Raw genomic sequence first — 22,694 nt, 5'->3', positions numbered from 1 at the left:
TCTAGCAAACTTCGTCTGCGCGAACAAAACCGCTTTACTATAAATTCTTAAGCCTTAGTAAATAGAGCCATCGATTCTAAATGGCTAGTGTGGGGGAACATATCCAGCATACCGAGTTTGCTCAAACTGTATCCTTGCTTTAGCAAACTTTGACTGTCTCTTGCTAATGTTGCTGGATTACAAGAAACGTAAAGCACTTGTTTTGCCCCCAAAGTGCTCATCTGCTCGATTATACCACTTGCTCCCGCTCTTGCGGGATCTAGAAGTACTTTATTAAACGTCTCTTTTATCCAAGGTTGCTCAATCAATGCCTGCTCTAGATTGGCGTGATAAAACTCGACGTTTTCGAGCTGGTTTAGTTTAGCGTTTGCTCTCGCGCTGACAACCATCTCGTCAATACCTTCTACACCGACCACATGTTGGGTCGCTTTGGCAAGCGGTAATGTGAAGTTGCCCAAACCACAAAACAGATCGAGTACTCGATCTTGTGGCACTAGCTCTAACCACTCTATGGCTTGCTCAACCATTTTTTGGTTCACTTTCTGGTTAACTTGAATAAAGTTTTCTGGCGTAAATGGAACTTGCACACCAATTTCTTGGTAATAAGGTGTCTCTCCGAATGCCTTAACGGCACCTTCACCATGGTTTAAAAACAGAGTGAGATTTTTTTGCTTAGCGAATGCTTCAATACGCTCTTTGTCGACACCTGACAGCGACGGGGTATGTCGCAGAAGCAATACTAGACCGTTATCTCCTTTCACCAACTCTACATGGCCAAGACTAGACAAAGGCTTAACGGTTTTCAGCAATTGGTATAGATCTGGAAGTAACTGATTGAGTTCGGGTTCCAATACTGGACAGTCGGTGATTTGGACAATTTGCTTGCTCTGTCTTTTTCTAAAACCGAATTGCAATGTCTGCGTTTTTTTATCTTGCAGTAAACTAAATCGCGCTCGGCGGCGATAACCCTTTTCTTGCTCTGAAATGGAAGAGTTAAGAGCGATTACATCCCCAGAGAATTTCTTCATCAACTCTGATAGAGATTGCTCTTTATACTCTATCTGACTCTGGTGATTGAGGTGCTGCATATTGCATCCTCCACATTCGCCAAAGTGCTGACAAAATGGGGTTTGTCGCTGCTTAGAAGGCTTTAACACCTTGATCAAGCGAGCTCGTGCATATTTGCTTTTGCTCTCAGTCAGCTGCGCTAAAACATCTTCTCCTATAAGAGCACCGTCTATAAATACAGGCTTTTTACCAGAGAATGCTATCCCAGCGCCGTGATGGTCAATTTTTTCAATTTTAAAGGCCTGATGTTTGGTATTCAGATCTGTTTTTTTCTTCGCTTGATAAAAGCGTGCCATTGTCTTGCTCTCAATTGCTGTCCAAGCTTCACCTTTTGTCGCTTGAATCATTGTATGAGCCGTGCGTCTTGATTATGCTTATCGTTTCGACGGCTATTGTATTTATACTTATATTAATGGTCATTTTCCCATATCCACACCGTGATGTTTAGATCAGAATGACAAGATATGGCTTAAGAGCCCGTGTAATTACTCTCACCTTAGCACCAACATTGATTATTGGTTTGCTATTAAGTGCCTTTTTCTCTTTTAATCGCTACCACGATCTTGAACGACAAGTTATCAATTCGGGAATGAGCATCATTGAGCCACTCGCTATCGCCAGTGAAGAGGGGCTTAAAAACAATAGCCGCGAATCGGTAAGACGCATCATTAGTTATGCCCACCGCAAGAATTCGAAATTCGTGCGCAGTATTGCGGTTTTCGATTACAAGCACGAACTGTTTGTTACCTCGAACTTTCACCCCAACTTTGAAGCGCTGACTTTTCCGCGCAATGAACCTATACCACTAAGTATTTCATCACACTTAGTAGACAATACACTCATCCTTAGAGCTCCTGTTATTGCCGAAAGCGGTTTAGTTGCGTCGCCTCAAGGACCTGCAACCAACCCTGCCATGGGGTATGTGGCGATTGAACTGGATCTCTCCTCCTTGCGACTCCAGCAATATCAAGAAATCTTTTCGGCGTGCTTAGTACTGTTAACGGGGCTGGGACTCTCCGCTGTCTTTGCGTTTCGATTAATGCACGACGTTACGCGCCCTATCTCTCATATGAAGAATATGGTGGATAGAATTCGCCGCGGTCACCTAGATGTTCGTATCGAAGGAAAAATGCATGGCGAGCTCGATTCGCTGAAAAACGGTATCAATGCAATGGCGGTTTCCCTGTCGGAATACCACGTTGAGATGCAGCACAGTATTGACCAAGCCACTTCGGATCTTCGTGAAACATTAGAACAGCTTGAAATCCAAAACGTCGAGCTAGATATCGCCAAAAAACGTGCTCAGGAAGCGGCTCGGGTAAAATCTGAGTTCTTGGCGAACATGTCCCACGAGCTGAGAACGCCATTAAACGGCGTCATTGGTTTTACTCGCCAGATGCTAAAAACCAAGTTAACTAATAGCCAGACGGACTATCTGCAAACCATAGAAAAATCCGCCAATAACTTACTCAATATTATTAATGACATCCTCGATTTTTCTAAGCTTGAGGCGGGCAAACTTGCCCTGGAAAATATCCCATTTGAGTTCCAAGAAACCTTAGAAGAGGTGGTCTCTCTTCAAGCCACTAGTGCCCATGAGAAAGGTCTAGAAATCACGCTAAAAGTCGACCCTAAGATCCCTACCGGTTTAGTTGGCGACCCACTTCGAATTCAGCAAGTACTTACTAACTTAGTTGGAAACTCAATTAAGTTTACTGAGCGAGGTAATATCGATATCAGCGTAGAGCTTCGCTCTCAAAAAGAAGATTCCGTCGAGCTTCAGTTTATGGTTCGCGATACTGGCATCGGGATTTCAGAGCGTCAGCAAGCACAGCTTTTCCAAGCCTTTAGTCAAGCCGATGCCAGCATATCGCGTCGATATGGCGGAACGGGGTTAGGTTTGGTTATTACCCAGAAACTGGTTAGCCAGATGGGAGGAGAGATTAGCTTAACCAGCCGCCTCCACCAAGGTTCCACCTTCTGGTTTACCATTAAGCTTCACGCGACTGATATGCCAGTAAGTGAACTTATCGAAGCTGCTTCTTTGGCTCAGCGCACGCTGATGTTGGTTGAACCTAATATGCAAGCCGCATCGGTAACTCAACAAATGCTGGTACAAGCTGGCTTAATTGTCACTTATCGCTCTTCAATTCCCGAAGAGCCAGAAGCGCACGACTATGTGCTGCTCAATCTCTCCCCTAACCGTTCTGAGGAGTACCAACTGGTTGAGGAGTGGGTAGTTAAAGCACAATCTTGCGCACCTCAAGTCGTAGTGGGTATGCCTAGCACCGCTTTGGCAATGTCAGATCACTTGATTCAGACGTTTGGGGTGGACTGCATCACCAAGCCACTTTCGCGCAGAAAGTTGTTGCAAACTCTTGCCTCTAACCAAGAGCACCTATCGTTACCAGAGGTAATAGAAGAAGTCGCTGAACACGAAAAACTGCCATTAACGGTTATGGCCGTCGATGACAATCCAGCTAACTTGAAGCTTATCAGCGCTCTTCTTCAAGAGCGCGTTGAACGAGTGGTCACTTGCACCAACGGTTTAGAAGCGGTGGAACAGGCGAGTAAAACGCACTTTGATATCATTCTTATGGATATTCAGATGCCGCATATGGATGGCGTCACGGCATGTAGAAAAATCAAAGCGGAGACTCTTAATAGCGAAACGCCGATTATCGCCGTTACCGCCCATGCGATGAGTGGTGAACGTGATCGCCTGTTAAGCGCGGGGATGGATGATTATCTGACTAAGCCGATAGAAGAGCACGTCTTACAGCAAGTTTTATTGCATTGGAGCCCCCAAGCCATCACCGGTGACGTTGAGAAACTTGATCTGCACAAGACACCTGAACCCATACTCCAGACTCAAGTCATTCCAGAAGAGCACAGCAATATCATTATTGATTGGCAAGCTGCTTTGAAGCAGTCGGCCAACAAAGAAGATCTTGCTAAGGATATGTTGCAGATGCTGGTCGATTCTATTCCAGAAGTCAGTTCGATTGTCGAGCAGGCTCTGGATCTAAATAATTTTGATATCGACACCCTTGTCCACCACATCCACAAGCTACACGGAAGTTGTTCATACTCTGGCGTGCCTAGGTTGAAAAAGGTGTGTGCAGAAGTCGAAAAAGCATTGCGCAGTGGCTCTGCTATCACTGATATAGAGCCAGAGCTGTTTGAGCTTCAAGATGAAATGGAAAAAGTAGCAGCCAGTGCTGAACCTTATCTAGATGGAAATCAAATTTCGTAGTCCCTATCACCCGCCTTTGATGCCGAGCGCTTCAAAGGTGGGGGTCTATCGATAGCGAGCAATAACGGCTTCAATAAAAGCAGACATGGTTGCCGTTTGAAAAGGGTCCTGGCGATAAACCAAGTTAAACTCTCTCGACAACGCTTCATACTCTGGTAAAACCTGAATCAAGTTTCCGGCAGCAAGCTCTCTGGCCACCATAAGTTCAGGCACCATAGCGATACCAAATCCGTTTAACACCGCCGCCAACATCGCTCGACTTTCATTCACTTTTAATCGAGAGTTCACCATAACTTTAAACGTCTCTTGCTCGCGATAGAACTTCCACACATTTAGATTAACCGATCCTTCAGAAAGATAGCCCAAACACTGATGTTCAATAAGTTCGTCAGGAGATTTCGGCGTACCAGAGCGCCTTAAATAGTCAGGAGATGCACAACAGATGATTTTGTAATCCATCAATTTTCTCGCTACTAACGATGAATCTTCTAACTTGCCAACTCGAAAAACCGCATCAAAGTCGCCACCTTGAACATCCACATATTCATCTGATAGGTGCACATCCACTTCAATCTCCGGGTAACGTTCGAGAAAATCGGTGAGAAAGTCAGTCAAACTAAAAGCACCAAAGGCTCTCGGCGCACTCACTTTGAGTTTTCCCGCTGGTGTATTTTTTAAGGTGTGGCTAAGCAGTTCTGCCACTTTGATATCCTGTAAAATCTGCTTACAGCGCTGATAATACACCTCTCCAAATGCTGTTAACTGGTGACTGCGGGTGGTTCGCTGAATTAAGGTTACCCCTAAGTGTTGCTCCAAGTTTGCTACTTGTTTTGCAACCATTTGCTGTGAGATACCCAGTTTTTTACTCGCTGAAGTAAACGATCCTCCGTCAACCGTTTGAACGAAGGTCGTCATTGCACTTAATTTATCCATATTTACAACTTTTAGTTGTTAGTGTTTAAATTTTTATGCCATTTAACAACAAAAGACATACCAATAACATTATCACACTGTTAATTGAGAGCGAAACGTTCTCCAAACTAGATAAGGTGTAAAAATGAAATTTGGAATTATTGGCGCGGGATTTGTCGGTAAAGCAGTGGCGGAACTATTGATTGCAAACAATCACGAGGTAACGATCGCCAACTCACGAGATCCAAAAACGCTATTTAGTTTGATGGGTAGTTTACCGCAAGCAAAACTCGGTACTGTTGAAGAAGCTTGTCAGTTTGCAGACGCAATAGTGGTTGCAATACCACTCTCTAACATTGATCAACTACCAAAGCAGTACTTTGCGGGTAAACTGATTCTCGATGCGAACAACTACTACCCCGATAGAGATGGCGCCATTGACGTACTAGATAGATTTGAATCGACCACTAGTGAGCTACTCGCTGCACATCTCACTCAATCAACCATTGTAAAAGTATTCAACAATATTATTGCCAGTCATATTAACCGCGATGCTAAGCCCAAGGGAGAACAAAAGCGCCGAGCGCTACCCGTAGCCAGTGACAATGAGCAGGCGAAAAAGCGCGTAATGGACTTAATTGATCAACTGGGATTTGATCCCGTAGACGGTGGTAAATTAGCGGATAGCTGGCGATTTGAAAGAAGTAAACCCGCTTACTGTTTTCCCCAAAATGTAAAAGAGATGGAAGAAGCGATGGCGAAAGCGACAAGAGAACAAGAGCTTCCATATAGTGCTTGGGCAGATGTTATCTAAGCGTTTTTAAATAATCCCTCGATCAGTTCGAGGGATTTTTCTATGGGGTAGCTTCATAAATCACCGTGGCTACCGCATAATGCCTTTCATCAGAAATCGTCAGATGGATACCGGTCACTTTGAGGGTTTCTGCTCTTTCTAAGGCTTTGTTCGATAGGCTTAGAACCGGGCGCCCAAGGTCGTCATTACTCACTTCAAAATCGTGAAACGTAATTCCCTGCGCAATGCCCGTTCCCAGTGCTTTTGAAGCGGCTTCTTTAGCCGCAAAGCGCTTTGCTAAGTATCGACTTTGCTGTTTAGTGGCGGAAAATTTTTGCATTTCACTGTCGGTAAGAATGCGTTTAGCAAAGCCTACTCCACTTCGATTGAGCGCTTTTTCTACTCGCTCTATCTCTGCAATATCCGTCCCTAAGCCTACAATTGCCATTAACGTCGAGCCGCTACCATCAGTGCTTTCATATCTGCCACCGCGCGTTCTAAGCCATCAAATACCGCACGCCCAATGATGGAGTGGCCAATGTTCAACTCGTATATTTCAGGTATAGCCGCAATAGGCGCGACATTGTGATAAGTCAGACCATGCCCAGCATTAACAGTAATACCTAGATCCGTGGCATAACTTGCACCAGCAGCGATCTTTTTCAGCTCGTCTTGCTGATCTTCTTCGGTTTTTGCGTCTGCATAATGACCGGTATGAAGCTCAATAAATGGAGCTCCACACGCTTTGGCCGCGTCAATTTGCTCGCGATCAGCATCAATGAAGAGCGACACTTTTATGCCTGCTTCCGTTAGCTTTTGGGTAGCAGCCTTAACCTTATCAAGTTGACCAACCACGTCCAAACCGCCTTCTGTAGTCAGTTCTTCGCGTTTTTCAGGCACTAGACAAACGTATTCTGGATTGGTGTTTAACGCGATCTCAACCATTTCATCTGTGACGGCCATTTCCAAGTTCATGCGGGTTTGGATAGTTTCGCGTAGAATGCGAACGTCGCGATCTAAAATATGACGTCGATCTTCCCGCAGGTGAATGGTAATACCGTCTGCACCTGCGCGCTCTGCAATCTCTGCCGCGTGCACCGGATCAGGGTATTTCGTACCACGTGCATTGCGTAAAGTGGCGATATGGTCGATATTCACACCAAGATAAATTGAGCTCATTTTCCAATACTCCGTGCTCTGGGAAAGCTTAATTGTGACAGGAACAGTTCCCTGCTTTTTAATGGTTTGCCGCCAAGATAAGGCTTTAAGGCTACTCGTGTAAAGCGTTTTGCCGCTTTCAATTGCGCTTTTGTGGTAAATCGTCGCTCGCTAATGGCGATCAGCTCATCACCTAAGAAAGTTAAGTTATCTTTTCTGACCGAAGCGATAAATCCTTTTTCTTCTCTATACCTATACGTCATTGTCGCTCTATCGGTTCACCAGTACCCGCGCAGTGCAAAAAGTCCACTCCGTATCCCATAGAAGATAACAACGCTAGCTCAAATCGGCGTAAGGCTGGCTCTGGGTTTTCACACTGCGCCAGTTCTGTCAGCGCATTGAGGTAGTCGTGAAACAGAGCAGGCACTGGCACCTCTGCTGCCAATACACGCCCAACTAACTCATTGACATACATAGCGGAATAGAGATTTATCCCTGTTAAAGGTAATCCTAAACTGATGGGTTCTGCTTGACGTAAGGTCTTCATTGAACCTTTCCCCGACCATTTTAACAACAGTGGTGTAAAAGGTTGCAAAGCGCCTTTCAGATTGGAACGCTTACTTCTTGCACCTTTAGACAATAGCGTCACGCGTCCATACTCCTCGCTAAAAACATCGAGGATTAAACTGGATTCGCTATATGGTCTGCGATGAAGCACAAAACAGCGTTGCAAGCCGTCGGTCATATTGAACCGTTCCTATTCATCAGTCAAAAAAGGAGCCAAATGGCTCCTTATATTAAATCTTGAGTCGACGGATTTACAAATCGTCAATGTAACCGAGTGAGCGAAGTGCGCGTTCGTCATCTGCCCAGCCGGATTTCACTTTAACCCAAGTTTCTAAGTACACCTTACGGCCAAACAGCTCTTCCATATCTAGGCGTGCTTCGCGACCAATAGTCTTGATCTTTTCTCCGCCTTTACCAATAACCATTTTCTTTTGACCATTGCGTTCGACAAGAATCAAAGCATTGATATGGAAACCATCGGTTTCTGGGTTGTAATCGAAGCGTTCGATCTCTACCGTCACCGAGTATGGAAGCTCTTCACCAGTAAAACGCATCAACTTTTCGCGTACAATTTCCGACGCCATAAAACGCTGAGAACGGTCGGTAACGTACTCTTCTGGGAAGTGGTGCGTCGCTTTGGGCAGATGTTCACGTACGTGCTTTTGTAGCACTTCGATATTCTTGCCGTGCTTGGCCGAAATAGGCACAACGTCAACAAATTCCATCTTCTTGGACATTTCCGACATATGCAGCATCACGTCATTGCGATCTTTTACGTTATCGACTTTGTTTACACAAAGTACTACTGGGAAGTTCGACTTCTGCAACTTAGTCAGAACCATCTCGTCATCTTTGGTCCACTGCGTACCATCGACCAAGAAGAAAACTAGGTTTACATCACTCAAAGACGAGTTTGCTGCGCGATTCATCAAACGGTTTATAGCGCGTTTTTCTTCGATATGAAGCCCAGGGGTATCCACGTAAATCGCTTGGTAATCACCGTCAGTATCAACACCCATAATGCGGTGACGAGTGGTTTGCGGCTTGCGCGAAGTAATCGAAATCTTCTGCCCTAAAATGCGATTCAATAGGGTGGACTTACCAACATTGGGACGCCCAACAATCGCGATAAAACCACAATGTTGGTTCTCAGGTGAACTGGCTTCACCGTGTGAGGCAAAGTAAGTGTCAATATCAAATTCGTTGTTGTCGTTAGACTCAGCCATTGCTTAGTTGCTCCAGAGCCAGTTCCGCAGCCGCCTGTTCTGCCTTGCGACGACTGGTACCTTTACCGATAACAGGCTCTCCGATGCCTGCCACTTCACACGAAACCGTAAACTGCTGGTTATGTGCTTCACCTTTAATATTAGTCACTGTATAGACTGGCAGTGGCTTTCTTCTACCCTGCAAAAATTCTTGCAGGCGAGTCTTGGGATCTTTTTGTGACGCGCCAGGCTTAATTGCTTCTAGGCGCTGCTGGTACCAGTTAAGGATGATAGTACGCACTTCCTCGATATCACTATCTAGATAAATCGCACCTATGATCGCTTCTACCGCATCCGCCAGGATGGAATCACGGCGGAAACCGCCACTTTTCAACTCACCTGGACCTAATTTTAAGTACTCTCCCAGCTCAAACTCTCGACCCAGCTCCGCAAGCGTATTCCCTCTAACTAAGGTAGCGCGCATGCGACTCATGTCCCCTTCATTGACTTTAGGGAAACGGTGGTACAAATCGTCTGCAATGACAAAACTTAAAATTGAATCGCCCAGAAACTCAAGACGCTCGTTGTGTTTACTATTGGCACTGCGGTGAGTCAGTGCCAAATGGATAAGCTGGCCATCCTTAAAGGTATAGCCAAGCTTTTTTTCCAATATACTAATTTGAGAAGTCATACACTCTCTATAAGGTTAATGTATTCCGCCAATGCGGTTAAAACGAACCCCTGTTGGGATCCATGAAGGCAGAACGCTATCTGCACCTCGTTCACGTTCGAAACTGATCCAAATACCGACAGCTTTGCCCACTAAGTTACTCTCAGGTACAAATCCCCAGTAGCGGCTGTCTAGACTGTTGTCGCGGTTATCACCCATCACAAAATAGTGGCCCTGCGGTACAACCCATTCATTGACGTTGCTGCGTGGGCGATATTCACTGGTGCGATCGCGTCGCAGTGGGTTAACCAAAACTTGGTGGGTTTCTTCACCCAATTTTTCATCGAGTTGAATCAGTGGAATTTTGCCTTGAACAAACGGGCTTTCTATCACGTTGGACAGCTTCACCGGTTCACATTTAGACGCACCCGCTTTTTGAATACACAGCTCTTTACGCGCACTGTAGCGAACTGTATCACCTGGCAAACCTATAACGCGTTTAATGTAGTCAATAGAAGGTTGCTGAGGGTATTTAAACACCGCGATATCCCCGCGTTCAGGCTTACCAGTTTCTACCAACTGTGTGCGCCACACTGGGTCTTTAAGCCCATAGGAAAACTTTTCAACCAAGATAAAGTCGCCAACCAGAAGGGTTGGCATCATGGAGCCCGATGGGATCTGAAACGGTTCATAGATAAAAGAACGCAGTACCAAGACAAATCCAATCACTGGGAAGATAGAGACACTGTTTTCGATCCACCACGGCTGCTTGTGTGCTTTTGCAATAACTGCAGCGTCGAGACCATTAGTATTTGCTTCAATTTCAGCTAGTTTTGCTTTGCGTTGCTTAGCCCAAACCAGTTTTTCAAATGCCCATACGATGCCTGTCACTAAGGTGATAATGACCAGAACCAGTGAAAATATACCTGCCATTGAGTTCCCTTATCTAAAAATACGAAAGTGAAAGAGCCGAGACCCTTTCACTTACTAAAACTCTTTGCTACTGCAAATGAGCAATTAATCTTTACCTACGTGAAGAATCGCTAGGAAGGCTTCTTGAGGCAGTTCTACGTTACCGATCTGCTTCATGCGCTTCTTACCTTCTTTCTGCTTCTTCAACAGTTTCTTCTTACGACTCACGTCACCACCGTAACATTTCGCGATTACGTTTTTACGCAACTGTTTAACGGTAGAGCGAGCGATAATGTGGTTGCCAATCGCCGCCTGAATAGCAATGTCAAACATCTGACGAGGAATGAACTCTTTCATTTTCTCTACAAGTTGACGGCCGCGAGTCTGAGACTGGTCTTTGTGAGTGATCATCGCCAATGCATCGACTTTATCGCCGTTTAACAGAACATCCACACGAACCATATCCGATGCTTCAAAACGCTGGAAGTTGTAATCCAGAGAAGCATAGCCGCGAGAAGTCGATTTCAGGCGGTCGAAGAAGTCGAGTACTACTTCAGCCATTGGAACGTCGTATGTCACTGCGACTTGGTTGCCGTGGTAAACCATATCTACCTGAACACCGCGTTTTTCGACACACAGTGTAATAACGTTACCCAAATAATCACTTGGTACAAGAATATTACAGCGTGCAATTGGCTCACGGATCTCTTCGACATCATTAATTGCCGGTAGTTTCGCAGGGCTATCTACATACAGCACTTCACCATCGGTTTTCTCTACTTCGTAAACTACCGTTGGTGCAGTAGTGATAAGGTCTAGGTCGTACTCACGCTCTAGACGCTCTTGGATGATTTCCATGTGTAGCATGCCAAGGAAGCCACAACGGAAACCAAAACCTAGCGCTGCTGAGTTTTCTGGTTCGTAGAAAAGCGACGCATCGTTCAGACTCAGTTTACCTAGAGCATCGCGGAAGCTTTCATAATCATCAGAAGAGACAGGGAATAGACCAGCGTAAACCTGAGGTTTTACTTTTTGGAAGCCCGGCAATTGCTCTTCGCTGCCGCCTTTTGCTAGCGTCAGCGTATCACCGACTGGCGCACCAAGGATGTCTTTAATACCACAAACTACCCAGCCTACTTCGCCAGTTTTTAGCTCGGTGGTATCAATCTGTTTTGGTGTAAAGATACCGATGCGATCAACGCCCCATACTTGGTCAGTACTCATCACCTTAATTTTGTCATTTTTCTTCAGAACGCCGTTTTTAATACGTACCAAAGAGACAACACCTAAATAGTTGTCGAACCAAGAGTCGATGATCAGCGCTTGTAATGGCGCTTCAGGGTCACCCTCTGGAGAAGGAATAGAAGTGACAATGTTTTCTAAAACGTCATCCACTCCCACACCGGTTTTTGCAGAGCATCGAGTTGCTTCCATCGCATCGATACCAACGATTTCTTCAATCTCTTCTGACACGCGCTCTGGATCGGCTGCAGGAAGGTCAATCTTGTTAAGAATTGGCACTACCTCAAGATCCATTTCGATCGCGGTGTAACAGTTGGCCAATGTTTGTGCTTCTACGCCCTGACCAGCATCAACAACTAACAGTGCACCTTCACATGCCGCAAGTGAACGCGATACTTCATAAGCAAAGTCTACGTGCCCTGGGGTGTCGATAAAGTTTAGCTGGTAGGTTTCACCATCTTTAGCTTTATAATCCAGTGTCACACTCTGAGCTTTGATCGTGATTCCACGCTCTCGCTCTAGATCCATAGAATCAAGAACTTGAGCTTCCATTTCACGCTCAGAAAGACCACCACAGACTTGGATCAGACGGTCAGATAGGGTCGACTTACCATGGTCGATGTGGGCGATAATCGAAAAGTTACGAATGTGCTTCATGATACGGTGTGACTAAACTCTTTAAACAGTGATATACAGACAGCATCAACATTGGCGCTGCAATAAGTTGGCAGATTCTACCCAATTTCTGGCGTCGACGCACTAGCTAATTGGATTTCCGAATTTGCGTAGTAGCACTACTTTGTGGGACGCTTCGGATTCAGCGTGGCTTGAAAGCTTCTTGGCTAGGCCGATCCCAGCCCATGTTGATAGTGCCGAACAAAGAATGATGGGTAGCTCTCCACCATTAATCATAGGCGAGATAATCCATTGACCAAACAGTGCACCTGCGATCATGGCAAAAAGTGGAACTAAATAAACAATAGAGGCTGATTTGAGCAAACTGCTCTCCGGTAAACCGATTTCTACAACTTGACCGGGGTTCATTTTTTCTTTCGTTTTTAACGTCCAGCGTAACGTTTTGTTACCAAGCACTTTCGATACGACGCCTGTCCCACAGCTTTGTTGAGAGCTACAACTAGAGCAGCTCGTCTGCTGCTGGCAAGAAAGCTCGACATTAAAGCCGAGCTTTTCTTTATGAACAGAGACCACGGTGGCCATGGCTGTCATCATTACTTACTAGCTCCGTTAAAACGCACCGATTGGGCGATGCGTTTCGCTGTAGCTGGTGGGATATCGCCGACTACGGAGATTTCCGCATCACCTTTAACAAAGGTATGCAAAGTTCTGCGGCCTTGTCGCACCACTTGGCCTTTTAGTGAATGTTCGTCTTTTCCAGCAATATATACAGAGAAACTAAATAGACCATCACTGTAAACCTGACTTTCTACTACTCGCTCAGTCACTACCATGCGGTAGCGATTGATATCTTTAGGCTCAAATCCTTTCGGAATCCAACCTACCATCCAACTGCTTTCCGTAACATTACCTTTATTGGGTAGAGAAAGAACCTGTGGTAGCTTGACTTGATTTAAACCACTCAATGCGTCGGCAATCTTGTCATTCACATTGTAAGAAATGGTTCTGTACTGCTCGATGATTTCTCCATCTCTATCCACTAAGTCTGCCCGTAGCGGAAGATTGGATTTTTCATCAATCCACAAAACGTATGAGTATCGCAATCCGTCTTTAGGCACGACTCTTAATACTTGGCACGCGGCACCCGCTTCTCTAGCTCGGCCGAGTTTAATGAAGTCGTAGTACTCTTCTAACTGAGTAACATCAGAGTGAAGTAGCGGAATCGTTGGCGCTACCATAGATGAAGACTCAATCGTAAACGGCTCTACTCCCGGCTCAATGTAACTTACCTCGTCCCCACGACGAATCACCTCGCGGTATGGTCCACTGAGGTACACTAGGTGGGAAAGCGGTCTCTCTTCACTGATAGCGTGGCGATACAGGATGGGCTCTATGCTATTTTTCTTAATGAGTATGTAAGAGAGCTCATAACTAAGTTGCTGACTTGCGTCGTTCATTTGAAGCAACAAAGCCTCTGCAGAGTCATCCTCTGCAAAGGCCATTGGTACATTCAAACTGAGCAGTGTCAGCGCACTGATCAGAATTTTTCTCATTCAATTACCGTTTCAGGGTCATCATTTAGATGTATGGAACTTTCGCTGTTAAGTCTAAGCTGTAATTCGTAATCTTGCAGCATTGCATTAATGCGACGACGTTGCTCTTGAACGTTCACTTCGCTTGCGTGTTCCACTTCTGGGCGTGCAAGACTAACGGGTTCAGCACTACCAGCAAAAGGTATAGTTTGTAAAACAGGAAGTTGATCGCTTTCTGGCTGAGTAGCGTCTAAACCAGACTGCTGAACACCGAGGATAACAGCTAAAGAAACACAAGCCGCTACCGCCACTTGACCAAATGGATTTAGCCAAGCTGGTAATCCTCTGCGCACCTCTGCAGGTTTAGGCTGAGATTCGATACGGAAATCATCTAGCTCAGTCACTTTTTGTCGGTCAAACGACGAGTGAGCTGGCTCACTATCCAATGCCAATGCAACACTTTCAGCGATATTCCACTCTTTCTGCGCAGGCGCTTCCCCACGCATTACGTCGCCTATAAGGTGGTAGTTTTCCCACGCTTTAAGACTGTCTTGATCAGACTCCAGCTCAGAAATCAAAGCTTTGTCGACCAATTCTCCATCCATGAGTGCTGAAAGTTTCTCTTTGTCAGCCATTTTTTATCACCATTGTTTGTAGTGGTATTAGCGTTGCAACAGAGGTTGAATTTTCTTTTCAACCGCTTCTCGTGCACGGAAGATACGCGAACGTACCGTCCCTACAGGACAATCCATTACTGCAGCAATCTCTTCATAACTCAAGCCATCGAGCTCGCGTAAGGTCATTGCAGTTTTTAAGTCGTCTGGCAGTGCTTCGATTGCACTGAAAACAACACGTTTCAATTCTTTGGACAACGTTAAGTTCTCAGGGTTCGAAATTTCTTTTAATGCGCCGCCATTTTCGTAATATTCAGCTTCTTCAGTATCCACATCTTGTGCGGGTGGGCGTCTGCCCTGCGCTACAATATGGTTTTTTGCCGTATTCACCGCGATGCGATACAACCAGGTATAAAAGGCGCTCTCTCCGCGAAAACTCGGTATCGCACGGTAGGCTTTTATAAAGCTTCTTGAGCCACATCTGGTACATCGCCTTGGTTACTGACGTAACGAGAGATAAGGTTACACACTTTGTTCTGGTAGCGGACAACCAACAGATTAAATGCTTGTTTATCTCCGTTCTGAACTCGCTCAATTAATACTTGATCGGTCAGTTGCTCGTTCATTCGAGCGCATACTCCTATTGTTCTTAGCTCCGATCTTCACAGATCTGAGTATTAATTATGCAAAATGTAGTATTGACACCACTGCGTACATGAGCACTATTGTGACCAAGACATAAAAAGAAAGTTCCAGCTTTCGCGTTATTTTTTCTCTTTTTTTTTTGAAGTGATGTGTCATCCACCCTCATACGTGGAATTCTGCGGATGATAAGGGGGAATTGCAATGGTAATTACCAAGAATTGCACTTGTTCTAATGATATCATTGAGCAAGGTTAGGTTATTTGTGAACAGGAAAGTCTGAACGTAATTCCGGACAGTTCCAGATTAATACGGGAATTTAAAAGTTTTATGAACGCAAACCGTGAACATCAGTGTGATGTATTAGTGTAGGTAGTGGCGCAGCAGGTCTATCTTTAGCGTTACGTGTCGCAGAACACGCAAAGGTCATTGTGTTGAGCAAAGGTCCCCGAAGTGAGGGGGCGACCTTTTATGCTCAAGGGGGTATTGCCGCTGTTTTTGATGAATCGGACAGTGTTGAATCCCATGTCGACGATACCCTTATCGCCGGTGCAGGCTTGTGCGAAAAAGAGACGGTCGAATTTATTGCAGAAAATGCCAAAGAGTGCGTCCAGTGGCTCATCGATGGAGGTGTACCCTTTGACCGAGAAGAGAACGACAGTGATGACGCCCCTCGTTATCACCTAACGCGAGAAGGCGGTCACAGCCATCGTCGAATTCTTCACGCAGCGGACGCCACTGGGATGGCGATGCAAACCTCGCTGCAAGACAATGTTCACAATCACCCTAACATTACGGTATTTGAGAGACACAACGCCCTCGATCTTATCACTGAAGACAAAGTAGGTGGACGCGCGGATAAGGTGATTGGTGCTTACATTTGGAACCGCAATGAAGAGCATGTAGAGACCGTAAAAGCCAAGTTTGTCGTTCTTGCGACAGGTGGCGCTTCTAAAGTGTATCAATACACTTCAAACCCCGACGTATCTTCTGGAGATGGTATTGCCATGGCTTGGCGTGCTGGGTGTCGTGTTGCCAACCTAGAATTCAATCAGTTCCATCCCACGTGCTTGTTCCACCCTGAAGCCAGAAACTTCTTACTGACTGAAGCGTTGCGCGGTGAAGGTGCATACTTGCGCAGACCGGATGGTTCGCGTTTTATGCCGGATTTTGACGAGCGTGAAGAACTGGCCCCTCGCGATATCGTCGCTCGCGCCATCGACTTTGAGATGAAAAGGCTAGGAGCTGACTGTATGTACTTGGACATCAGCCATAAACCCGCTGATTTTATCGAGAAGCACTTCCCAACCATTCACACGCGCCTCAAAGATCTTGGTATCGATATGACCAAGGAGCCAATCCCAGTGGTCCCTGCGGCCCATTACACATGTGGTGGTGTTATTGTTGGGCAAGATGGTCAGACCGATTTAGAGCAGCTATACGCAATTGGTGAGGTTAGCTACACTGGGCTACACGGCGCCAACCGTATGGCATCTAACTCGCTGCTGGAATGTGTAGTTTACGCATGGTCTGCAGCGAAAAATATCCTACAAAGACTACCAGAAGCAAGCCTTCCACAAGAAGTACCCCATTGGGATGAGAGCCAAGTTACCTGTTCAGATGAAGAGGTCGTTATCCAGCATAACTGGCATGAGCTTCGCCTCTTTATGTGGGACTACATGGGTATTGTTAGAACAGATAAACGCTTGGAACGTGCTTTGCGTCGAATCCAGTTGTTGCAGCAAGAAACTCATGAGTACTACAGCAACTTCCGAGTATCGAATAACCTGCTAGAGTTGCGAAACCTATTGCAAGTTGCTGAACTCATGGTTCGCTGTGCTATGCAACGCAAAGAGAGTCGAGGTCTGCATTACACCTTAGACTACCCTGATTTGCTAGAAGACAGTCAACCGACGATTCTTTCACCCGACGACATATAGTCAAGACGAAATAGGGAGCGCTTGCTCCCTATTTTTTGCTTCGTTACTACGTGGCAAGAGTTGTTATTGAAAATGCACCTGACGGAGAAAATGGCGATAATCGTCATCAGAAACACTGTCTCGCCACAACACTCTCCGCCCTATATTCTCAATTTCCACCACGATAAATCGATAGCGAAATAAAGCGTGAACCTTAGTTACGTGAAGGTGATTTGGCGATGAGGAAAACAAGGATAGTTGAACACTACCTAGCAAGGGTTTGGGGAAAAAGCTCTTACCCGCAATGAAAAAACTAAACAACAGTATTGGAACTGTGATAATCGAAAGTGGTAATAATACGAGAGCTAATGTGGCTACGATGACGACAAGGCCATTAGCCACATTTTGGAATTTGGAAGTTTGTACGCTGAGCTTAACGCACTTTACTGAGGTTATGGGCGACGATTTTGTCCACCATGGACGCATGACCTAAGTTCTCACTTCTTCCGTGCCCCATGATCCACGTAAACAGATCCGGGTCATCACATTCAAGTAATGACACAAAATCATCTTGTTCGTTATCATTCAGGCTATCAAAACACTCCTCAAAAAATGGCATGATAACCACGTCTAGTTCTAACATCCCTCGACGACATGCCCATTTAATACGCGCTTTTTGTTCTGCGGTATACATTATAATCCCTCACCTATTCGGTTGTTTTGGCCGAGTTTACCAATACAAACTCAGCAGGCATAGTAGCTCAGTCACACTACTAAACCCCACTGGTAAAAACTGGAAGATAAATGGGGTTGTTTCTCAAGGGCTATCGGCATTAACATTGTCTTATCTTCGATTTTATACAGGTTAATACGCCATGGAACTTCAACAGGATATGACAGAGCTATTATCTTCGACTCAAACTAAGCAGCCTTCATTACTGTTCTGCCCCCTTGATTCATGGGGTCTTATCGCAATGACAGGGGACGATAAAGTCTCCTACCTGCAAGGGCAGGTCACTTGCGACATCGTAACCTTAGATAAAGAAGCTTCTACCTTTGGTGCTCATTGCGATGCCAAAGGCAAAGTATGGAGCGCGTTTCGCCTTTTCCATCATCGAGATGGTTACGCTATGTTTCAACCAGAGTCAGCGATAGAAACCGAGCTGACTGAACTGAAAAAATACTCCGTGTTTTCTAAGGTAGAGTTTGAGCGCAGCCAAGACGTTATGATTGGCCTTATCGGTATCGAGTCCAACGACTGGATCGATCAAAATACCTCTGAAAAAGGGCAAGTTCGCACATTTTTAGGGGGGGCTGCGGTCCAAGTTGAAGACAATCGTTGGTTAATTGCCATTGACCAATCAGAAGCAGAGAAACTCATCAATGAGCACAAAGAAAAGTTAGCTGGCGAGGAATTTTGGACACTGGCCGATATCCGTGCTGGTTTCCCTATTGTTCACAAAGAACAGCAAAATACCCACATTCCTCAAGCACTAAACCTACAAGTACTAGACGGTATTAGCTTTACAAAAGGCTGCTATACCGGACAAGAAACCGTTGCCCGAGCAAAGTATCGCGGTATGAACAAGCGCGCTCTGTTTATTGTTCAAGGTGATACAACTACAACTCTCCCTGACGATACGCCAATAGAGATGGAACGAGCGGTAGGTGAAAACTGGCGCAGTGCAGGCCAATTATTGACTCATGTTGAGTTCAGTGACAATCAGGCTATTGGTTTGATTATCCTTCCAAAAGACTCCGAGAGCGATATGGCTTTGCGATTAAAATCTCAGCCTGAAACAAATTGGAAACTGCTGCCACTTCCATATTCTTTGGAAGAAGAATGATCACTCCCGTCATTTCTTACTTAAAGGAACAGCAAGTGAGCTATCGCTTGCTGCCTCATCAAACCCCAGCGGTCAGTATTACAGATGCGGCGCGGCAACGCGGTATTCGTCAAAGCCAAATGGTAAAGTCGATTTTACTGCGCGATATGAGTAATAGACTGGCGTTAGCTTGTGCTCCTGGCGATCGTTCCGTTGATCCTAAAAAGGTCCGAGCTTTGTTGCAATGGCGACGTATGACTTGCGTCGAGCAGGGCAAAATCATCTCTTTGACTGGGTACCATCCGGGAACGGTCACCCCTTTGCTTTTGCCTTCAGATATACCCATTATTTTTGATCCCAGCTTGCAGCTGGAACCTGAAGTAACCATAAGTAGTGGCTCAAACATGGCAGGTATCGCTCTGTCACTTAATGATTTAGTCAAATTGTGTCAGCCTACTTTTGCCAACATATGTCGAGATGAGTAATTTGCATAAAATTTCATTCTTAAGTGATTAGATACGCAATAAAAATGGAATTCTAATTAAATTATTATTCATACAAACCACATAAGTAGCCGTACGGTAACTTTTCGTTTATCCTTTCGATGTTGGTTGGTTTACGGCGAACCGCTGTAATTGTCTCACTCCCCTAAAATGGGTCACCCTTCAGGGCGCTGAGCTCCACCTTCGATAAAAAGTGAATCCATGCGAGCCATGTCATCCACTTTTTGTGTAATACATCTGTGACTATTCGCCCGCGCTTGTGCGGGCTTTTTTTTGATAAATTTTACATTTTCTTAACGCAAGCCACCCATTGTTGCACTATTCTTATAACTGTCATGTTTTCTGGGTTAAATAGGCCCTGTGAACTTCCCCTGATAACAGTTCCGCCTTTAGAATGTAAATGAGGTAAAAATCACACTGATTTGGATATTTATCCGTTTTTCTGCTTAGGGGAGCACAATTATCCAACTTGATTCATTTTAACTGCCTTTACCCAAACATAATCACATATTTGAAGGCATGTTTTTTTTATAATGCGCAGTGCTTGCTAATAATAAGGATTAATCTATGAGACTGTTTAAGCGCTATACACCAGGTATGATTGCTAAACACGTAAGTCGGCTGTTTAAAGGAAGAATATACATTTACGGCGTAGGTAAATTTGAGTTTGATAACGGAAAGTTGATACTGCCAGCAAGAGCAGAGAAAAGACACTATCAAGCCGTAAAAGAAGTAAATCAAGAAATTATGAGACTGCGTTGCGCTTACGCTTAGAGCAGCACAAATAGTTAAGGGTTGGCGATCGCCAACCCTTTTTAATTACCCTTCGCTTTTGGCTAAATCAGGTAAATCCCCTCTCAAACCAAGTGCTCTTTTCATTATCTCTTCTTTAGCACCTGGAAGAACACCCGCAATCGTCATACCTACACCGCGCAGTAACTTTTTAGCGGGATTATCGCCGTCAAACAGATCTTTAAAACCTTGCATTGCACCTATCATCTTGGCTGCTTCGGCTTTTCTCCAGCGCTCATAACCACGCAAGTTTCGCTTACTGCCAATATCTTCTCCGCGTTTCCACAATGACAACACTTCTTGTGCAAGGCTAGCGGCATCGAGCAAGCCAAGGTTTACACCCTGCCCCGCAAGTGGGTGAATGGTGTGGGCGGCGTCACCGACCAAAGCAACGCGTTCTACAACAAAGTCTCTGGCGTATCTCATCTTAAGCGGAAACGCAAAACGAGGGCCTTCAGTAACACAACGTCCTAACCGAGAGTCAAATTCCGCCGTTAACACTTTATCAAACTCATCAGCTGGAAGATCGATTAACCGCTCAGCTCGGCCGGGGTCGGTTGACCATACAATGGAACAAAGCGTCTCATCATTAAGAGGTAGGAAAGCCAGTGGACCATTGGGCGTAAAAATTTGTCTCGCCACTCGGTTGTGATGTTCTTGGGTTCTAACGTTTGCAACAATAGCACTGTGCCCATAATCCAATGTGTCAGCGGAATATCGACTTGTTGTCTCAGCCAAGAATTTGCACCATCAGCACCAACAACTAACTTGGCCGTTAGCGATTGCCCACTATCTAAAGTCAGCCAAGCTTCGCTCTCACCAATCGCTAAGCTTTGGCATTTGTCTGGCATAAATAGCGTAACATTATCCTGAAGCTTAACTTGTTCCAGTAGGGCAAGTTGAATAACTCGATTCTCTACGATATGTCCTAAATCCGGCTGTGCCATCTGCTGAGCAGAGAAATCGATGCGGGCAAAGCTGTCTTGCTCCCACACTTCCATCGCGTCATAGGGTGACGCCCGACGTTGCTCTATACCCTGCCAAGCCCCTAAACGACGAAGTATGGTTTCACTTGAACGACTTAGCGCTGAAACGCGAACATCTGGTAAAGTCTTTAACTCTACCTCGGGCTCTTTGGCTTCTATAACTGCCACTCTTAATTCCGAGTCTTTCAATGCTGCGGCAACGGCTAGCCCAACCATTCCACCACCAATAATGGCAATATCGACACTTTGCATCATGATATTTTCCTTACGTACTCTAGCGAGTCACTATGCCCAATGTTCGTTTTAACACTGGAGATTTAAGCAGAGGTAACGAGTCCATCGCCGCTAAACCTAGGTTGCGTCCAATCCTCAGCGACAAATAATCATTTGAAAATAGATGAACTAAACTCGATGTCAGCTCTATGGTTGCCCGGCGATCTCCTTCACGCCGTTTACTGTAACAAGACAGTACTGGATAAGCCCCCGCGTCGTCCAACTGAGTGCTGATTTCTTCACTTAATGTCATTACATCTCGGATCCCAAGATTAAAGCCTTGACCGGCAATCGGGTGAAGTGTCTGTGCAGCGTTACCCACAATCGCAAAGCGGTGCGACGTATTTTGCTCTCTAAATCTCAACAACAAGGGATAACTGGCTCGCTTTCCTGCCTTTTCAATTTTTCCCAAACGCCAACCAAAAGCTTCTTGCAACTCTGAAACAAAGTTTGAGTCATCGAGCGCCATCATTTGCTTGGCTTTTTCAGGTCTTAAGCACCACACTAAGGACATTCGACCTTCACTCATTGGTAATAATGCCACTGGCCCCGACTCAGTAAAGCGTTCGAATGCTCTGCCTAAATGCGCTTCTTCAGTCGTGATATTCGCAATAACAGCGACTTGGTCGAAATCGTGCTCGTTTAGGGGTAGCCCTACTTGCTCGCAACAAGTGGAAATCGCGCCGTCGGCAGCCACCAACAACTTAGCTTGAATACTTTCACCGTTGTTTAGCGCGACCGTGACACTCTCCACTGAGCGTTCAACCGTTTCAACTTGAGCTGGACAATACTGAGTGATTGAAGCCGTGCCTTTCACTCTCTCTGCGTAGATACGCCCGATATCAGCTAACTCCACCACGTAACCAAGTGCGGGAACTCCGACTTCTTCACGAGCAATTTCCGTCATTCCGGCATGGCCGCGATCGGATACGTGGATATGCTCAATAGGGGTAGCCACATGAGAAATATCCTTCCAAAGTCCGATATTATTGAGGAGATCAACGGTGCCGTATGACAGCGCAATGGCGCGCGAGTCAAAACCTGGGTGCTCAATATTTTCGGCTTGATAGGCTTCCACGACGGCGACCTTCAGCCTTCCTTTACTGTGATGATGCAGGGCAAAAGCTAAAGTCATCCCAGCCATTGCACCACCAGCAATAATAATATCAAACTGCTTCATAGCATCCC

At 45.5% G+C, this 22,694-nt stretch carries 18 protein-coding genes and 4 pseudogenes; 6 read left to right on the top strand and 16 right to left on the bottom strand.

All coding sequences use genetic code 11. The annotated features are described in order from the left end of the window. Positions 1-47: 47 nt before the first annotated feature. Positions 48-1,364 carry a 23S rRNA (uracil(1939)-C(5))-methyltransferase RlmD gene (gene rlmD, locus BLO31_RS18785; RefSeq protein ID WP_070970437.1) on the bottom strand — a complete coding sequence of 439 codons (1,317 nt, stop codon included), beginning with the start codon at positions 1,362-1,364 and terminating at the stop codon, positions 48-50. Positions 1,365-1,522: 158 nt separating this feature from the next. On the opposite strand from rlmD, the gene barA reads away from it, so the two are divergent. Then, entirely contained in the window at positions 1,523-4,324 is a 2,802-nt protein-coding gene (barA, locus tag BLO31_RS18780) for a two-component sensor histidine kinase BarA (RefSeq protein WP_070970421.1), read from the top strand. Between the two features lie 45 nt (positions 4,325-4,369). Here barA and BLO31_RS18775 read toward each other — a convergent pair whose 3' ends face one another. After that, positions 4,370-5,257: a LysR family transcriptional regulator gene (locus BLO31_RS18775; RefSeq protein ID WP_070970418.1), complete on the bottom strand. Its 888-nt coding sequence runs from the start codon at positions 5,255-5,257 to the stop codon at positions 4,370-4,372. Between the two features lie 124 nt (positions 5,258-5,381). Between BLO31_RS18775 and BLO31_RS18770 the strand changes: the two genes are divergently transcribed. Next, positions 5,382-6,050: an NADPH-dependent F420 reductase gene (locus BLO31_RS18770; protein WP_070970415.1), complete on the top strand. Its 669-nt coding sequence runs from the start codon at positions 5,382-5,384 to the stop codon at positions 6,048-6,050. Positions 6,051-6,090: 40 nt separating this feature from the next. Here BLO31_RS18770 and acpS read toward each other — a convergent pair whose 3' ends face one another. The 11 genes and pseudogenes from acpS to rpoE form a co-directional block, all read right to left on the bottom strand. Then, positions 6,091-6,477, bottom strand: a complete 387-nt coding sequence (gene acpS, locus BLO31_RS18765) for a holo-ACP synthase (RefSeq protein ID WP_070970412.1) — start codon at positions 6,475-6,477, stop codon at positions 6,091-6,093. Beyond that, a complete protein-coding gene (pdxJ, locus tag BLO31_RS18760) occupies positions 6,477-7,208 on the bottom strand; it encodes a pyridoxine 5'-phosphate synthase (protein WP_070970409.1) in 732 nt (243 codons plus the stop codon). Before pdxJ ends, acpS begins: the two co-directional genes overlap by 1 nt. Further along, positions 7,205-7,932, bottom strand: a pseudogene (gene recO / locus BLO31_RS18755) (DNA repair protein RecO). Before recO ends, pdxJ begins: the two are co-directional and overlap by 4 nt. 73 nt (positions 7,933-8,005) lie before the next feature. Next, positions 8,006-8,980, bottom strand: coding sequence for a GTPase Era (gene era, locus BLO31_RS18750; protein WP_070970404.1), 975 nt, complete (start codon positions 8,978-8,980; stop codon positions 8,006-8,008). Continuing rightward, positions 8,973-9,650: a ribonuclease III gene (gene rnc, locus BLO31_RS18745; protein WP_070970398.1), complete on the bottom strand. Its 678-nt coding sequence runs from the start codon at positions 9,648-9,650 to the stop codon at positions 8,973-8,975. Before rnc ends, era begins: the two co-directional genes overlap by 8 nt. Positions 9,651-9,665: 15 nt before the next feature. Beyond that, positions 9,666-10,562, bottom strand: coding sequence for a signal peptidase I (gene lepB / locus BLO31_RS18740; protein ID WP_070970394.1), 897 nt, complete (start codon positions 10,560-10,562; stop codon positions 9,666-9,668). A gap of 84 nt (positions 10,563-10,646) precedes the next feature. Next, positions 10,647-12,440 carry a translation elongation factor 4 gene (lepA, locus tag BLO31_RS18735; protein ID WP_070970391.1) on the bottom strand — a complete coding sequence of 598 codons (1,794 nt, stop codon included), beginning with the start codon at positions 12,438-12,440 and terminating at the stop codon, positions 10,647-10,649. A gap of 102 nt (positions 12,441-12,542) precedes the next feature. Next, on the bottom strand, positions 12,543-13,013 hold the full coding sequence (locus BLO31_RS18730; protein WP_070970382.1) for a SoxR reducing system RseC family protein: 471 nt from the start codon (positions 13,011-13,013) through the stop codon (positions 12,543-12,545). Then, positions 13,013-13,972, bottom strand: a complete 960-nt coding sequence (rseB, locus tag BLO31_RS18725) for a sigma-E factor regulatory protein RseB (protein WP_070970379.1) — start codon at positions 13,970-13,972, stop codon at positions 13,013-13,015. Before rseB ends, BLO31_RS18730 begins: the two co-directional genes overlap by 1 nt. Then, positions 13,969-14,586: a sigma-E factor negative regulatory protein gene (locus BLO31_RS18720; RefSeq protein ID WP_070970373.1), complete on the bottom strand. Its 618-nt coding sequence runs from the start codon at positions 14,584-14,586 to the stop codon at positions 13,969-13,971. Before BLO31_RS18720 ends, rseB begins: the two co-directional genes overlap by 4 nt. A 27-nt stretch (positions 14,587-14,613) precedes the next feature. Further along, positions 14,614-15,191 (bottom strand): annotated as a pseudogene (gene rpoE / locus BLO31_RS18715) (RNA polymerase sigma factor RpoE). A 346-nt stretch (positions 15,192-15,537) separates the two neighbouring features. Between rpoE and nadB the strand changes: the two are divergent. Then, positions 15,538-17,147 (top strand): annotated as a pseudogene (gene nadB / locus BLO31_RS18710) (L-aspartate oxidase). Between the two features lie 412 nt (positions 17,148-17,559). Here the strand turns inward: nadB and BLO31_RS18705 are convergent. Beyond that, complete coding sequence (locus tag BLO31_RS18705) at positions 17,560-17,820, bottom strand: FAD assembly factor SdhE (RefSeq protein ID WP_070970369.1); 261 nt, start codon at positions 17,818-17,820, stop codon at positions 17,560-17,562. Positions 17,821-18,001: 181 nt separating this feature from the next. Here BLO31_RS18705 and ygfZ point away from each other — a divergent pair, with 181 nt between their 5' ends. The 3 genes from ygfZ to BLO31_RS18690 all read left to right on the top strand — a co-directional run bounded on the left by ygfZ (position 18,002) and on the right by BLO31_RS18690 (position 20,229). After that, the gene (gene ygfZ, locus BLO31_RS18700) at positions 18,002-18,973 is read left to right on the top strand and encodes a tRNA-modifying protein YgfZ (RefSeq protein WP_070970366.1); all 972 of its coding nucleotides are present in this window, start codon (positions 18,002-18,004) and stop codon (positions 18,971-18,973) included. Further along, complete coding sequence (locus BLO31_RS18695; protein WP_070970362.1) at positions 18,970-19,437, top strand: aminoacyl-tRNA deacylase; 468 nt, start codon at positions 18,970-18,972, stop codon at positions 19,435-19,437. Before ygfZ ends, BLO31_RS18695 begins: the two co-directional genes overlap by 4 nt. A 585-nt stretch (positions 19,438-20,022) precedes the next feature. Next, complete coding sequence (locus tag BLO31_RS18690) at positions 20,023-20,229, top strand: DUF1107 domain-containing protein (protein WP_070970359.1); 207 nt, start codon at positions 20,023-20,025, stop codon at positions 20,227-20,229. 45 nt (positions 20,230-20,274) lie between these two features. Here the strand turns inward: BLO31_RS18690 and BLO31_RS18685 are convergent. Next, positions 20,275-21,488 (bottom strand): annotated as a pseudogene (locus BLO31_RS18685) (FAD-dependent 2-octaprenylphenol hydroxylase). 19 nt (positions 21,489-21,507) lie between these two features. Beyond that, a complete protein-coding gene (ubiH, locus tag BLO31_RS18680; protein WP_070970356.1) occupies positions 21,508-22,686 on the bottom strand; it encodes a 2-octaprenyl-6-methoxyphenyl hydroxylase in 1,179 nt (392 codons plus the stop codon). Positions 22,687-22,694: the final 8 nt, after the last annotated feature.

Source organism: Vibrio sonorensis (assembly GCF_001854765.1).
Classification (GTDB): domain Bacteria; phylum Pseudomonadota; class Gammaproteobacteria; order Enterobacterales; family Vibrionaceae; genus Vibrio; species Vibrio sonorensis.
Note: the sequence above shows the minus strand (reverse complement) of the source record. Positions and strands in the feature narration are given on the sequence as shown.

Excerpts from the sequence above, each read along its gene's own strand:
- rlmD (WP_070970437.1), bottom strand. The coding sequence starts at position 1,364 with ATGGCACGCTTTTATCAAGCGAAGAAAAAAACAGATCTGAATACCAAA.
- barA (WP_070970421.1), top strand. The coding sequence starts at position 1,523 with ATGACAAGATATGGCTTAAGAGCCCGTGTAATTACTCTCACCTTAGCA.
- BLO31_RS18775 (WP_070970418.1), bottom strand. The coding sequence starts at position 5,257 with ATGGATAAATTAAGTGCAATGACGACCTTCGTTCAAACGGTTGACGGA.
- BLO31_RS18770 (WP_070970415.1), top strand. The coding sequence starts at position 5,382 with ATGAAATTTGGAATTATTGGCGCGGGATTTGTCGGTAAAGCAGTGGCG.
- acpS (WP_070970412.1), bottom strand. The coding sequence starts at position 6,477 with ATGGCAATTGTAGGCTTAGGGACGGATATTGCAGAGATAGAGCGAGTA.
- pdxJ (WP_070970409.1), bottom strand. The coding sequence starts at position 7,208 with ATGAGCTCAATTTATCTTGGTGTGAATATCGACCATATCGCCACTTTA.
- era (WP_070970404.1), bottom strand. The coding sequence starts at position 8,980 with ATGGCTGAGTCTAACGACAACAACGAATTTGATATTGACACTTACTTT.
- rnc (WP_070970398.1), bottom strand. The coding sequence starts at position 9,650 with ATGACTTCTCAAATTAGTATATTGGAAAAAAAGCTTGGCTATACCTTT.
- lepB (WP_070970394.1), bottom strand. The coding sequence starts at position 10,562 with ATGGCAGGTATATTTTCACTGGTTCTGGTCATTATCACCTTAGTGACA.
- lepA (WP_070970391.1), bottom strand. The coding sequence starts at position 12,440 with ATGAAGCACATTCGTAACTTTTCGATTATCGCCCACATCGACCATGGT.
- BLO31_RS18730 (WP_070970382.1), bottom strand. The coding sequence starts at position 13,013 with ATGATGACAGCCATGGCCACCGTGGTCTCTGTTCATAAAGAAAAGCTC.
- rseB (WP_070970379.1), bottom strand. The coding sequence starts at position 13,972 with ATGAGAAAAATTCTGATCAGTGCGCTGACACTGCTCAGTTTGAATGTA.
- BLO31_RS18720 (WP_070970373.1), bottom strand. The coding sequence starts at position 14,586 with ATGGCTGACAAAGAGAAACTTTCAGCACTCATGGATGGAGAATTGGTC.
- BLO31_RS18705 (WP_070970369.1), bottom strand. The coding sequence starts at position 17,820 with ATGTATACCGCAGAACAAAAAGCGCGTATTAAATGGGCATGTCGTCGA.
- ygfZ (WP_070970366.1), top strand. The coding sequence starts at position 18,002 with ATGGAACTTCAACAGGATATGACAGAGCTATTATCTTCGACTCAAACT.
- BLO31_RS18695 (WP_070970362.1), top strand. The coding sequence starts at position 18,970 with ATGATCACTCCCGTCATTTCTTACTTAAAGGAACAGCAAGTGAGCTAT.
- BLO31_RS18690 (WP_070970359.1), top strand. The coding sequence starts at position 20,023 with ATGAGACTGTTTAAGCGCTATACACCAGGTATGATTGCTAAACACGTA.
- ubiH (WP_070970356.1), bottom strand. The coding sequence starts at position 22,686 with ATGAAGCAGTTTGATATTATTATTGCTGGTGGTGCAATGGCTGGGATG.